At 60.5% G+C, this 13,196-nt stretch carries 11 protein-coding genes; 9 read left to right on the forward strand and 2 right to left on the reverse strand.

Going from position 1 to position 13,196, the window contains the following annotated elements; genetic code table 11:
* Positions 1-78: 78 nt before the first annotated feature.
* The 5 genes from OHL18_RS17860 to pgm all read left to right on the forward strand — a co-directional run bounded on the left by OHL18_RS17860 (position 79) and on the right by pgm (position 5,733).
* A complete protein-coding gene (locus tag OHL18_RS17860) occupies positions 79-1,152 on the forward strand; it encodes a 1,9-bis(guanidino)-5-aza-nonane synthase (RefSeq protein ID WP_263376232.1) in 1,074 nt (357 codons plus the stop codon).
* Between the two features lie 157 nt (positions 1,153-1,309).
* Positions 1,310-3,094, forward strand: coding sequence for an ATP-binding protein (locus OHL18_RS17865; protein WP_263376233.1), 1,785 nt, complete (start codon positions 1,310-1,312; stop codon positions 3,092-3,094).
* Between the two features lie 107 nt (positions 3,095-3,201).
* A complete protein-coding gene (locus tag OHL18_RS17870; RefSeq protein WP_263376575.1) occupies positions 3,202-3,576 on the forward strand; it encodes a response regulator in 375 nt (124 codons plus the stop codon).
* Positions 3,577-3,612: 36 nt separating this feature from the next.
* Positions 3,613-3,954 carry an Hpt domain-containing protein gene (locus tag OHL18_RS17875; protein ID WP_263376234.1) on the forward strand — a complete coding sequence of 114 codons (342 nt, stop codon included), beginning with the start codon at positions 3,613-3,615 and terminating at the stop codon, positions 3,952-3,954.
* A 102-nt stretch (positions 3,955-4,056) separates the two neighbouring features.
* The gene (pgm, locus tag OHL18_RS17880; RefSeq protein ID WP_263376235.1) at positions 4,057-5,733 is read left to right on the forward strand and encodes a phosphoglucomutase (alpha-D-glucose-1,6-bisphosphate-dependent); all 1,677 of its coding nucleotides are present in this window, start codon (positions 4,057-4,059) and stop codon (positions 5,731-5,733) included.
* 440 nt (positions 5,734-6,173) lie between these two features.
* Here the strand turns inward: pgm and OHL18_RS17885 are convergent, their stop codons facing one another.
* Positions 6,174-7,019 (reverse strand): hypothetical protein, encoded by an 846-nt coding sequence (locus tag OHL18_RS17885; RefSeq protein ID WP_263376236.1) that lies wholly within the window; start codon positions 7,017-7,019, stop codon positions 6,174-6,176.
* A 127-nt stretch (positions 7,020-7,146) separates the two neighbouring features.
* On the opposite strand from OHL18_RS17885, the gene OHL18_RS17890 reads away from it, so the two are divergent.
* From OHL18_RS17890 to rseP, 3 genes are all read left to right on the forward strand, one after another.
* Positions 7,147-7,989 carry a phosphatidate cytidylyltransferase gene (locus OHL18_RS17890; protein WP_263376237.1) on the forward strand — a complete coding sequence of 281 codons (843 nt, stop codon included), beginning with the start codon at positions 7,147-7,149 and terminating at the stop codon, positions 7,987-7,989.
* Positions 7,990-8,272: 283 nt separating this feature from the next.
* The gene (locus OHL18_RS17895) at positions 8,273-9,454 is read left to right on the forward strand and encodes a 1-deoxy-D-xylulose-5-phosphate reductoisomerase (protein ID WP_263376238.1); all 1,182 of its coding nucleotides are present in this window, start codon (positions 8,273-8,275) and stop codon (positions 9,452-9,454) included.
* Positions 9,455-9,512: 58 nt separating this feature from the next.
* A complete protein-coding gene (gene rseP, locus OHL18_RS17900; RefSeq protein WP_263376239.1) occupies positions 9,513-10,874 on the forward strand; it encodes an RIP metalloprotease RseP in 1,362 nt (453 codons plus the stop codon).
* Positions 10,875-11,057: 183 nt separating this feature from the next.
* On the opposite strand, the gene OHL18_RS17905 is transcribed toward rseP, so the two are convergent.
* On the reverse strand, positions 11,058-12,044 hold the full coding sequence (locus OHL18_RS17905) for a phosphoesterase (RefSeq protein ID WP_263376240.1): 987 nt from the start codon (positions 12,042-12,044) through the stop codon (positions 11,058-11,060).
* 97 nt (positions 12,045-12,141) lie between these two features.
* Between OHL18_RS17905 and OHL18_RS17910 the strand changes: the two genes are divergently transcribed.
* On the forward strand, positions 12,142-13,164 hold the full coding sequence (locus OHL18_RS17910; RefSeq protein WP_263376241.1) for a CPBP family intramembrane glutamic endopeptidase: 1,023 nt from the start codon (positions 12,142-12,144) through the stop codon (positions 13,162-13,164).
* Positions 13,165-13,196: the final 32 nt, after the last annotated feature.

The raw sequence follows: 13,196 nt of genomic DNA on the forward strand, positions 1-13,196 counted from the left end.
CCAGCCCTCTTTGGCGTTCACGAGAAATTCTCGAAAAACCCCGCCAATCAAGGCGATTATTGATATTCTGGAAGTGATATGACAACGAAAAAAGAACTCCTTAGCCGCCCCATCGTTCACCTTGACATCAAGCAGCACAACGTCGTCTCGCTGGTCGACGCGATGGCCGATATGGCCTTCAGCTCCCGCGACGTACACCGTGCTTCCTCTATCTACGACATGATGCTTCGCGACACAGAATGCGGCGTCATCCTCTGTATCGCGGGCTCCATGGTGTCGGCGGGCATGAAGCAGATCTTCATCGACCTGATCCGCAACAACATGGTGGACGCGATCGTCTCGACCGGCGCGAACATCGTCGACCAGGACTTCTTCGAAGCGCTCGGCTTCAAGCACTACATCGCCGAAGACCAGTACAAGTACGGCAACGAAGACGCCACCCTGCGCGAACTCGCCATCGACCGCATCTACGACACCTTCATCGATGAAGACGAACTCCGCATCTGCGACGACACCATCGAGCAGATCACCAACTCGCTTGAGACGCGCCCCTACAGTTCGCGCGAGTTCCTCCGCGAGATGGGCGCATGGCTCGAGAAGAAGGGGCACACTCTGGCCGCCGGCGGCGTCGACTCCATCGTTCACGCAGCCTACGAGAAGAACGTGCCCATCTTCATCCCCGCGTTCTCGGACTGCTCGGCCGGCTTCGGCCTCGTCGCTCACCAGCACGCCCGCCAGGGCCAGCCGGTGGTCTCGATCGACTCTGCCAAGGACTTCTACGAGCTGACCAAGCTGAAGATTGAGAATCCCTCCACCGGTCTGCTCATGGTCTGCGGCGGTGTTCCCAAGAACTTCGCCCAGGACATCGTCGTCGCCGCCGAGATCCTCGGCTCCGACGCCCCGATGCACAAGTACGCGATCCAGATCACCGTCGCCGACTCCCGCGACGGCGCTCTGTCGGGTTCCACCCTCAAGGAAGCCAGCAGCTGGGGCAAGGTCGACCTCACTTACGAGCAGATGGTCTACTCCGAGGCCACCCTCGCGCTTCCTCTGATCACCGGCTACGCGTACCACAAACAGGCGCACGCAGCCCGCACCGGCAAGAACTGGGCCGCCATCCTGGACAAGGTCGCTGAACCCGTAACCGCGTAGGCTATCGCCGGACAGACAGGAAAAATGGAGCCAGCTAGACAGCTGGCTCCATTTTTTTTGTTCGCGTGATGACTTTCTCTCACCAAATTTGTATAGTCAGGTTACTAAAGCGTCTCCCGACGTTCTAAATTACCCGCTCGGGCAGTATTAATGAGGGATGGTGATTTCGATACCGGCACCCACCGCAGTTGTACTTCTGATACTGCTCCTGATCATCGGTATCCTTGTTGGCGTGATCGTCCAGACGCGACGCAAGTCGTCTGAACTGCGCGTCCAGCTTGATGCTGCGCGTCAGCGGCAACAGGAAGACGAGCGCGAACTGACCCAGCGTTCCGCGCTTGACACGCTCAAAGACGAGTTCGTCTCGACCGTCTCCCATGAACTGCGCACCCCACTGACCAGTATCCGGGGAGCTCTCGGACTGTTGTCGTCTGGTGTCTTTGGTAACCTGGACGTCAAATCGCAAAATCTTCTTCGCATCGCGCTCACCAACACCGATCGCCTGATCCGGCTGATAAATGACCTGCTCGACCTTGAACGGATGGACTCCGGCGCAGCAGTCTTACAGATGCGCCGCTGTTCCCTGCCGGAGCTGGTCAACCAGGCGATGGAGACGATGTCCGCGCTCGCCGACGCCGGTCAGGTCAAGCTGCTCGTGGCTCCCGGCGCGAAGGTCCTGATGCCGAACGTCTTCTTCGACGCGGACCCCGACCGCATCCTTCAGGTGCTGACCAACCTCTTCTCCAACGCGATCAAGTTCGCTCCCGCTTTCTCCAGTGTCACCCTGGAGGTAGAAACTCCTCCTGATGAACTGGTCTTCCGCGTGGTCGACCAGGGCCGGGGCATCCCCGAGGACCAACTCGAATCCATCTTCGAACGCTTCAAGCAGGTCGACCATCCCGACGCCCGCGCGATCGGTGGCACCGGACTCGGCCTCGCCATCTGCCGCAGCATCATTCAACAACACGGGGGAAGCATCTGGGCACAACGGAATGTCGTGAAGGGCGCGTCCATCTGCATCCGCCTCCCACGCCACCAGAGGACCTACGATGCATCGCTCGTCGGCGGCTACACGCCGGCGGCGAAAGAGGCCTCGGCAGTCCCGGTCACCCCACGTCCGGAGTCCACGCTCGACACACCCATCCTGATCTGCGACGACAACAAAGCCAAGCGCACGAAGATCGTCACCCAACTCCGCGCACGCGGCCACTGCGTGCTGGAGGCAGGGTCGTCCGAGGAAGCCATCGAGATCGCCAAGAACCGGCCCGCGCAAAGTCCTGTCCGGGCCATCCTGCTCGATCTGCAGATGTCCGACATGAAGCGCTGGGAGATCCTGAAGCTGCTGACGAGGAATGGAACGACCGCCAACATCCCGGTCGTCTGCCTCAGCATGGGAGTTGAAACGGATGATGCCACCCCATCGCGGCCTGGCCCCTCGGCTTCTCCGCTATCGGAAGACTATCTCTTCGCCGAACTCAGCAACGCGTTACTCTCAGATCGCGGCCCAGGCCGTGTCCTCCTCGTCGAAGACGACTTGGATCTGGCAAACGTAGTCCTGGGCGGCTTCGCAAAGACGAACGTGCTGGTCGAACACGCTGCGACGCTCTACCGCGCCAAGGTGCTGTGCCGCGAACGCAGGCCCGACCTCCTGATCCTCGACCTGACCTTGCCCGACGGCGACGGCTTTTCGCTGGTGGAATGGCTTCGCAGCCTTCCCGAACTCGCCTCACTCCCTTTGATCGTCTACTCGGGCCGCGAGCTTGAGGAGGGCGATCAGTCCAAGCTCCGCCTGGGACCGACGAAGTTCCTCACCAAGGCAAGAGTACAGTCGCGAGATCTCGAGCAGCTCGTTCTCACCATGGTCCCGCAGGGTCGTGGCACGAACAAATCCGATCCGGATCGCGAAGGCCAGCAACGATCCGCGGGACTTCCTATCACTTGAACCCGCACGCTAAGCTCACAAACCGTCATCCGGAGATGGATCGCAACCACGCCGGAGGCGAAACCCGGTAACGTCGGCGAGCCGACTGACATGAGATGCTAGTGACTGTGCGACACATTCTGATCATTGACGATGAAGACGATATACGCGAAGTAGCTTCTCTCTCGCTGGAGGCAGTCGCCGGGTGGAAGGTCTCGACAGCGAACTCAGCCTCACAGGGTATCGCCGTAGCTCCGGGGCTTCAACCGGACGCCATCCTGATGGATGTGATGATGCCCGGCATGGACGGCCCTACCGCCTTTCGCGCCATGCAGGCGGTTGCCAGCATAGCCCACATTCCCGTCATTCTCCTGACCGCAAAGGTTCAGGCCCAGGATCAGAGGCGCTTCGCCGATCTCGGTGTCGCCGCCGTCTTATTCAAGCCCTTCGACCCGCTTCAGCTCGCCACGCAAATATCCAAAGCTCTCGGATGGCCCGACTAGGACATTCAGGCATACTGGAGAGCATGAGACGGACAGATGGCGGATAGTGGGGCGTCAAGTCAACTTCCTGAGAAGACGCGGGCCCTGCTGCAGAGTCTCTGGGAGCGCAACCTCCCCATCATCCATGCGCGTCTGAACCTGCTGGACGAAGCAGCCAATGCTGAGCCGCTTCCCGATAAGCTCCGCATCGACGCCATGAATGTGGCCCACAAGCTTGCCGGCTCGCTGGGCATGTTTGGCTTTGCCGACGGCACGCGCCTGGCTCGCCAGCTTGAACTCGCTCTCGATGTCCCTGCACCGGACTCAGCCTACGTCGCTCTGCTCAGCCGCCAGCTCCGGGAAGAACTCTTCCCCTCGTCCTCACCCACAGCTCCCTGAAGATCGGCATCAAACGAATCTCCGCCACCTTTGGCCTCCCTGACTCCAGGGCGGTATAGTTCAAGTGCATCGTCGTACACCCCATAAGGATCGAGACTTATCATGCCGACATCGAACGAATCCGCCCAGCCGGGCCAGCTTCCTCTCGCCTCCCAGCTCGTCAACGTTCCCCGGCTGGTGACCGCGTTCTATGCGCTGCATCCGGATGCCTCGAACCCCGCCGAGCGCGTCAGCTTCGGCACCTCCGGCCATCGCGGAAGCTCCTTCAAGACGGCGTTCAACGAAGATCACATCGCGGCGATCACGCAGGCGATCTGCGACTATCGCAACGGCGGAATCAAAGAGACGGGGGAGACTGAACAATCGGTCACCGGCCCGCTCTTCCTCGCGCAGGACACCCACGCGCTCTCCGAGCCAGCCTTCGCCGCTGCGCTTGAGGTACTCGCAGGCAACGGCATCGAGACCATGGTGGACGACCAGCTCGCCTACACGCCCACGCCCGCTCTCTCGCACGCCATTCTGACCTACAACCGCGGCCGCCGGTTCAATCTGGCGGACGGCGTCGTCATTACGCCGTCGCACAATCCTCCAGAGGATGGTGGCTTCAAGTACAACCCGCCCAGCGGCGGCCCCGCCGACACCAACGCGACCAAATGGATCGAGAACCGCGCTAACGACTTGATCGCGGGCGGATTGAAAGACGTGAAGCGCATCCCCTACGCGCAGGCGCTCAAGGCGTCGACGACCAAGCGCCACGACTACATCACGGCCTACGTGAACGACCTCGCCAGCGTCATCGACTTCGATGTCCTTGCTGGTACTACGCTCAAGCTGGCCGTCGATCCCCTCGGCGGCGCGGGCGTCTTCTACTGGCCGCGCATCGCGGAGAAGTACAACCTGCCCTTTGAGGTGTTGAACAAGACGGTCGACCCGACCTTCCGCTTCATGACGCTCGACTGGGACAGCCGCATCCGCATGGACTGCTCCAGCCCCTACGCGATGGCCTCGATGATCGCCAACAAAGACAAGTTCGACGTAGCCTGGGCCTGCGACACCGACCACGACCGCCACGGCATCGTCACGAAGTCGACCGGCCTGCTGAACCCGAACCACTACCTCGCCGTCTGCATTCAGTACCTCTTCACCAACCGTCCCGGCTGGGGTGCGGAGACGGCCATCGGCAAGACTCTCGTCTCATCGAGCATCATCGATCGCGTTGCCAAGGGCATCGACCGCAAGATCCTCGAAGTCCCGGTCGGCTTCAAATGGTTCGTCGACGGTCTCATCGACGGGTCTCTGGGCTTCGTCGGCGAAGAGTCCGCCGGCGCGACCTTCCTGCGCAAGAACGGCGAAGTCTGGACGACGGACAAGGACGGCCTCATCCCCGGCCTGCTCGCCGCCGAGATGACCGCGAAGCTCGGCAAAGATCCCGGCCAGCTCTACGCGGAGCTCACCGCCAAGTACGGCGCTCCCGTCTACCAGCGCATCGACGCCGCCGCGACCAAGGAGCAGAAGGCGAAGCTTTCGAAGCTCTCGCCGGCGCAGGTCACCGCGAAGGAGCTAGCTGGCGAGCCGATCACCGCGATCCTCACTGAAGCTCCGGGTAATCACGCAGCCATCGGCGGCCTCAAGGTCACCACGGAGAACGGCTGGTTCGCCGCTCGTCCCTCAGGCACTGAGGATGTCTACAAGATCTACGCCGAGAGCTTCCACGGCGAGGACCACCTGAAGCGGATTCAGACTGAGGCGCAGGCGCTGGTGACCGCCGCCATCGCATAGCCTATCGACAATCCCTTTGTCGTCCTTCGCGAAGCGGAGGATCTGCTTTCAGCTCGCAGCTCCAAGAAAATCACGCTTGGAACCATCACCGTGACTGACACTGAGAACCATCATCCTGCGAGGAGCCGGCATTGTTTGTCGGACGGATTCAAAGAACCGCGAGGGGTGATGGGAGTGCCGGTGCTATTCGCAACTCTCCTCCGGTGCGGTTCAGACTTTTGGCAGAAAGGTTCAAGCAGTATAGGTACCGGAATCGGCATCGGGGTCCTTCGACTGCGCGCCTCGCGAAAGACTGCGAAGCGCTTCGCTCAGGATGACGGTTTTGAGTGGCGTGCGGAACGAAAACGATTCGTGCTTCGAACGAACGTCCCACTCGTTACGGTATAGCTGCGATGAGCGCCACCCGGCAAACGCTGACGCCCCGAAGAAGTCACAGAACGCTAGGGCCGCAACTCGACTAGCGAATAACCTTTTGGAAGCACGGCATTTTGCGGCATGATTACATCGTTGATAACAGGAATGCGAAGCTCGGCGGCCCGCTGGTCATCAGCTTCACTGAATCGAAGTACGACTGTAAAACTGAGCACACCAGCGATATCAGTCACCTTTTGCCCGCGATCATCCACCAACGACATGTCTGGGACGTCGAAGTTGTCGCCGTAGTCATGACCCCGAAGCTCAATACGCTGCTTGATCGCGGTATCCGTGCCGTACTGTAGCGTAGGAGTTTCGTGACCTCTCACGTAGCTTGCCCCGAAAGCAATAAAGCGCGAGTTCTGGCGAAGGTTGCCATTAATCGATAGCAATCCAACGTCTTCCGAAACGTCATTTGATGAAGCTGTGCCATTGGTGGTGTAAAGGTGATCCCCGTTTGTCAGGCTGAAGTATTCATGTACCCACATTGCGGAACAACAGGGCCAGCTAGTGGCTCGGTAGAGACCCATTGACGCAAGCGCTAAGCCCTCATTGCCTGCAGAAGTAAGTGACCATAGCGGCTCACCAAGCTTGCGCCCACGCATACGCCAGGCGCGAACTTTTAGCGATCCGCGAACACCCTCGGCCTCGAAGTTAATCTCGTTACGTTGCCTGATCTGTAGAAGCAGATCATCATAGCTCTGCGTGATCGGGTTAAATAGGTGCACATATTCGAAACTGCTGTTCGAAGTGATATGGACGATGCCGCCGTCGCGATGCTCAACAGTAGCCTGCGAAGGAGCAGTAGCAATAGGCTGTTGCGCTAGCACGGTACTCCCGACCAAAAATACGAATGTAAGAATGAGCCTCATCAGGTTCGCATTCTACGCAACTTCGGCAGCTAGGAGGTAGTAACCCAGATAAAACGCGCTTATCGCCACCTGTAGATTCGAGCCAGCTCCAGCAATCGCCCCTTCTGCTTTATCCTGAACCAGCACAATGAAACGAATCCTGACCGCCGTAGTCCTTATCGCCGTTGTCTTCGCCATCATCTTCTTTGGCCAGCTTTGGTTGATCACCCTCTTCGCCGCGCTCGTGGCTGAACTCGCCGCCTTCGAGTACCTCCAGCTTGCGAAACACTCCGGAGCGAAGATCCCGCTGTGGTGGATGACCGGGGCGACGGCGATGGTCTTCGTCGCCGGGTATGCGTGGCCCACCGACGCGCAACTCCCGCTCCTAAGCGCTCTCGCCCTGATCCTCTTTGCCGTGGTCGGCTTCCGGGCGCGGCTGGAGCGCGTTCTGTCTGACGCCGCCATCGGCCTATTCGGTCTCATCTACATCGCCTACTCGCTCGCGCTGATTCCGCCCATCTGGAACCGCGACGACGGCAAGCCGCTGCTGCTCTTCCTGATGATCTGCGTCTGGGCCGGTGACATTGCGGCGCTCTACATCGGCAAGAACTTCGGCAAGCGCAAGCTCGCTCCCCGGCTGAGCCCAGGCAAGACCTGGGAAGGTTCGATCGCTAGCCTCGCCGGTTCGATGATCGTTGCCGGCCTGCTCTTTTGGCTCGGCAGCGCGCTCTCCGACCGCGGCAATATGGTGCTCCACATCCAGGAGCCGTTCTGGCAGTTGATGCTGCTGGCCATTGTGATCAACGCCGCCGCCCAGCTTGGCGATCTGCTCGAATCCGCCATCAAGCGTGGAGCCGGGGTGAAAGATTCCGGGACGATGCTTCCCGGGCACGGCGGCATCCTCGACCGTATCGATGCGCTGCTGCTGGCCGCGCCCGTTCTCTGGTACGCGCTCCTTATCAAGGACTGGCTACATCTTGGGCGCTTCTAGTGTGCACGACCTGATGATTTGCGGAGATCGCACGACGCTTCATTCTGAACGAAGTGAAGAATCCCCGCATTCCTGTACGGGCCACTCAAGTTTCCGCGGCACTGCGGGCGAAATGCGGGGATTCTTCGGCTTCGCCTTCAGAATGACGGCACTGGACTATGTCGGGATAATATGACGGGCGAATCTGAGGCGAGCCTCTGGCTCTGGACCCCGGTTTTGATCCGATGCCACAAAAGAGTGAGATTTGAGCACTGATTTGCGCGAATCTGAGAAGATAGAGACTGTGAAGAAGAAGAAACTAGCCATTTTGGGGTCGACGGGTTCCATTGGGACCAGCACCCTATCCATCGTCGAAAGCTTCCCAAATCGCTACGAGGTGGAGGCTCTGGTCGCGGGTAGAAACCACGCGGCGATCCTGTCACAGTGTCTTCGCTGGCGTCCGAAGGTCGTCGCCGTGGCGACCGAAGAGTTGGCCGCAGAACTCTCCATCCAGCTTCGCGCCGCAGGCCTCGCCGAGACGCAGGTTCTCTGGGGAACGTCCGGCGCCACCTTCGCCGCCACGCTTCCCGATGTGGATTTCGTCGTCTCGGCGATCGTCGGTGTCGCTGGACTGGAGGCTACCTACGCGGCGGTCTGCGCCGGAAAGACCATCGGCCTGGCGAACAAAGAGTGCCTCGTCGCCGCCGGCGAACTCATCATCGCCGCCGCCCGCACCCACGGTGCCGCACTCATTCCCATCGACTCTGAACACAACGCCGTGCATCAGTGCATGCGCGGAGGCACGCACGCTGAAGTCCGGCAGATCTGGCTCACAGCCTCCGGCGGCCCGTTCCGCAGCACGCCCGCCGTCGACTTCGAGACGATTACACCCGCGCAGGCGCTCAAGCACCCGACGTGGGTGATGGGCCAGCGCATCACCATCGACTCCGCTACGATGATGAATAAGGGCTTCGAGGTCATCGAGGCCTGCCGCCTCTTCCAGCTTCCGCCGGAAAAAGTCCGCGTCACCGTTCATCCGCAGTCCACCATCCACTCGCTCGTGGAGTTCGTCGACGGCAGCATCCTCGCGCAGCTCTCCGTGACCGACATGCGCCTCCCCATCCTTTACGCCCTGGCGTATCCGGAGCGCGTGCCCTCCGACCTCACCTTCGACCTCGCCAGCCTGAGCTATCTCAACTTTTCGCCCCCGGATCTTGACCGCTTCCCCTGCCTGCGCCTAGCCTACGAGGCCGCTGCGGTTGGTGGATCCTCCTGCGTCGCCCTCAACGCTGCTGACGAAGTTGCAGTCGCCGCCTTCCTTAAGGGGGAGATCCCCTTCATGGGCATCCCGCGTACAATCGAGAAGGTGCTTACGGAGACTCCAGCAACCCATCCCGCGTCGATTGCCGAGGTGCTCGCGGTCGACGAATGGGCCCGGATATACGCCACGGGAGTCGTCCAAAGCTACAGGGCTGTTCGCGTTTGAGTCGCATCACGGATAGCTGGCAAGGGCTTCCCTTCTGGAAGCCAGAGGTTGAGATTTTATGATCGCTACGATCGTTGAGTTGTTAGTCGTTCTCGGAATCATGGTGCTGGTGCATGAGTTTGGCCACTTTGCCGTCGCCAAGCTCTGCGGTGTTCGCGTCGAAACCTTCGCCATCGGCTTCGGCAAGAAGCTCGTCGGCATCCGTCGCGGCGGCACCGATTACCAGATCAACGTCCTTCCGCTCGGCGGCTATGTCAAGATGTCGGGCGACACGCCCGGCGAAGCTCCCAGCGGCGATCCCGGCGACTTCAACGCGCATCCTCGCTGGCAGCGGATGCTGATCGCCCTGGCCGGCCCGGTCGCGAACTTCATCCTCGCGGTCTTCATCCTGACCATCGTCGCGATGTTTCACCACGAGATCGACGACTACCTCTCCGGCCCCGCCATCAACGACTACACCGTGCGCGACACCCCCGCCGCGAAGGCCGGTATCGGACCCGGCGACAGGATCGTCCACTACGTCGACGTCGACAATCCGGACTGGGAAGCGATCGCCATGCGGTCGCTGCTGAACATGAACCGCAACGTCCCCTTCTCGTACATCCACGATGGGAGACGGGTCGACACCACCATCCAGGTAGCCGCCACCGAAGCCGACGCCTCCTCGGGCGACATCATCGGCCTGCTCCAGCACCTCGGCGTCGTGCCGCGTGCGCAGAACATGCCCGTCACCGTCGTCGAAGTCGTGCCGAACATGCCCGCCGCCAAGGCTGGTCTGAAGCCAGGTGACCAGATCGTCTCGATCGATGGTGTCGAGGTCCACAGCGTCGCCATGCTGCTCGCCTACATGCAGGACGAGAAGGGCAAGCCTTCCCAGTTGGCGATCCTGCGCAACGGCGCGCCCCAGATCCTTCCCGTGACTCCGGAGCAGACCACCTCCGATGGAACCAAGGGCTACCGCCTCGGATTCACCTTCGTTCGCCCCCCGGTGCATGTTGATCGTCTGCCACTCGGCGCTGCCGTCGCCGAGTCCTCGCAGGAGAACCTGAAGTCCGCGATGATGATTCGCGATGTTCTGAAGGGTATGGCCGAGCGCCGTGTCTCGCCGAAGTCTCTGCAAGGCCCGATCGGTATCGGCCAGCAGGTCGGCATGGCCGCCCGCGACAGCATCTGGACGCTGCTCCGCCTGATGGCGATGATCTCGATCAACCTCGGCATCTTCAACCTGCTGCCCATACCGATCCTCGACGGCGGCATGATCCTTTTCCTGCTCATCGAGTCGGCCATGCGCCGCGATATCAATCAGCAGTTGAAGGAACGCGTCTACCAGGTCGCGTTCGTCTGCCTGGTCGTCTTCGCGGTGATGGTGATCTTCAACGACGTCACCAAGCTGCCCCTCTTCAGCAAGCTCAAGCCTTAAGGCCTCCATAAAAAACACGTCATCTCGACCGAAGCGACGGACAGCATCATCGTCCGTCGCGCAGTGGAGAGACCCCCGTATTTCGCTCTTGCTCTTGCCCCGGCACGACAACAACCAATGCGGGGGTCTCTCCACTCCGCTTCGCTCCGGTCGAGATGACGTTTTTTTGAGGGATGATGGGAACTACTTCACTTCAGCCGCCTTCAACTCCGCCGCAACCTCCGCCGCAGCCGCCCTCGCCTCATTCTCCTGCTCCGGCTTGAAGCTGATCGCTCCCACACGTGCGTGACCGCCGCCGCCATACCGCTCGCAGATCGCAGCGAGATTCACCAGGTGGCTCGGACCCAGCTTCGTCCAGGGGTTCGTCCCCACCGAGATCTTCGTCCGGAACGACGACTTGCTCAACCCCACCACATACGTCGCCTCAGGATGCAGGTAGTACGGGATGAACTTGCTATACCCTTCCGTCGGCTGATCGGTGATATCGAACGTCAACACACCCTTCTCGACCGTCGCGCGGCTCTTGATCAGCTCAATCGCACCAAGATGCTGCTGCATCAACGGCCCAAGAGCCTCCTGAATAAATGCCAACTCGACAATATCCCCCAGCGGCATCGAAGTTAGCAAAGGAATCAGCTTCGGGATAACCGTCGCATCCGGCGAGCTCTCGATGATCAGGGTCAATTTCATCGCCGGCTCGGCCATCTCCACCGCCGACTCCGCGCTCTCATACTTCGCCCCGTCGACGATGTTTGCCCAGTAGATCAGTTCCTTCAATGGCGCGATATCGAACCCAAAGTTGGTTGATGCGATATGCGCGATAAACCCAGTGCAGGAGATGTAGTTGGGATCGAAGAACTGTCGCAGCTTCTGCGATCCATCCGCCTGCCCGGCCTCGAAGTGGGCCTTGTACTCCGGCGTCAGAAACGCGCTTTGGTGATGGTCGAACCACCACGTCAGCTTCGGCGAAGGATCGTACTTGAAGTCGACGATCGCGTTCTCATCGCCCGTGAAATCCTCCTCATTCATCACACCGTTCGCCTTGTGGACCAACCCCTGGTAAGAGTAGGTGTCCACCGTGCGAATGCACTCGCGATGAAACCGCGTGAACAGCGAGGCGGAGCAGGCTCCGTCGAAACAATGATCGTGATAGAAAACCTGGCAGTTCACAGTGTTTTGATGTCCCTTCTCTCGCAGACGCACCCAGATCGACGGAACGAGGGTGCGAGCACCTGCGTATAGACTCCATCATAAGGAATAGAAGACTTTGAACGAAGAATCATCGCATCAGCCTCCCCAATCGACTCTCCAGACTGGTGGAGATTCTGCAGCAAGGGGTTTTTCGAGTTCCTCGCCCGACCCATTCGGCCTCTTCCTCGGCCCCGACGGTCTCCGGCCCGCATGGTGCCTGCTTCTCTTCCTCGCGATTGCCTACTGCGTCTATCTCTTCTCCGGCTCGATGCTCATCTCCGCGCCTGCAGTCTATCGGGCACTTCGCGCCACTGCCGGAAGGCCTTCGACGCTGCTCACGCTCCTGGTGAACGATGGCCCTCTGCTGCTGGCAGTCGTCGTCGCATCTTGGACCATGTCCGCCATTGAAGACCGTCCGATCGGCAGCTACGGCCTTGGAGGAGCGCGTCGAATCACTCTTCTCCTGGCCGGCTTCGCCTGGGGAGCAACCTCGCTCTCTCTGTTCCTCGCGTTCCTCTGGAAGGCAGGATGGCTGGTCTTCGACGGGCGCCTCCTCACTGGCGGTGAGATACCGAAACAGGCGGCGATCTGGATCGTAGGCTTCGCGCTCGTCAGCCTCACGGAGGAGTACACCATGCGCGGCTATCTCCAGTTCACCCTCGCCCACACCATCAGCGCCTTCTTCGACTCCAGTCTTGGAGCCAATCGCAGCCGCGCACTCGGGTTCTGGACGACCGCTCTGTTCCTCTCATTTCTCTTCGGCGCGGGCCATAGCAACAATCCAGGCGAATCGCCCATCGGCCTGCTCTCCGCAGGACTCATCGGTCTCGTCTTCTGTCTCTCACTTTGGCGGACGGGTTCGCTCTGGTGGGCGCTCGGATTCCACGCCTCGTGGGACTGGGCACAGTCATTCCTCTTCGGCGTAGCCGATAGCGGAACAATGGTCCAAGGGCACCTGCTCGCAACACATCCAGCAGGAAAAGTGCTGATGAGCGGTGGCGCGACCGGCCCGGAGGGGAGCATCTTCGTCCTGCCGGTTCTGGCAGCCGTGACCCTCATCGTGTTGCTCACCCTCCCGCAAAGGCAGTCCAGCGCATAACAAACTGCCAAACGACCCGTCATCTCGACCGA

This window comes from Granulicella aggregans, from assembly GCF_025685565.1.
Lineage (GTDB): Bacteria > Acidobacteriota > Terriglobia > Terriglobales > Acidobacteriaceae > Edaphobacter > Edaphobacter aggregans_B.

What these genes read in the sequence shown, in the direction of transcription:
- OHL18_RS17865 (WP_263376233.1), top strand. Translation starts at nt 1,310, where the DNA reads ATGGTGATTTCGATACCGGCACCCACCGCAGTTGTACTTCTGATACTG.
- rseP (WP_263376239.1), top strand. Translation starts at nt 9,513, where the DNA reads ATGATCGCTACGATCGTTGAGTTGTTAGTCGTTCTCGGAATCATGGTG.
- OHL18_RS17860 (WP_263376232.1), top strand. Translation starts at nt 79, where the DNA reads ATGACAACGAAAAAAGAACTCCTTAGCCGCCCCATCGTTCACCTTGAC.
- OHL18_RS17875 (WP_263376234.1), top strand. Translation starts at nt 3,613, where the DNA reads ATGGCGGATAGTGGGGCGTCAAGTCAACTTCCTGAGAAGACGCGGGCC.
- OHL18_RS17890 (WP_263376237.1), top strand. Translation starts at nt 7,147, where the DNA reads ATGAAACGAATCCTGACCGCCGTAGTCCTTATCGCCGTTGTCTTCGCC.
- OHL18_RS17885 (WP_263376236.1), bottom strand. Translation starts at nt 7,019, where the DNA reads ATGAGGCTCATTCTTACATTCGTATTTTTGGTCGGGAGTACCGTGCTA.
- pgm (WP_263376235.1), top strand. Translation starts at nt 4,057, where the DNA reads ATGCCGACATCGAACGAATCCGCCCAGCCGGGCCAGCTTCCTCTCGCC.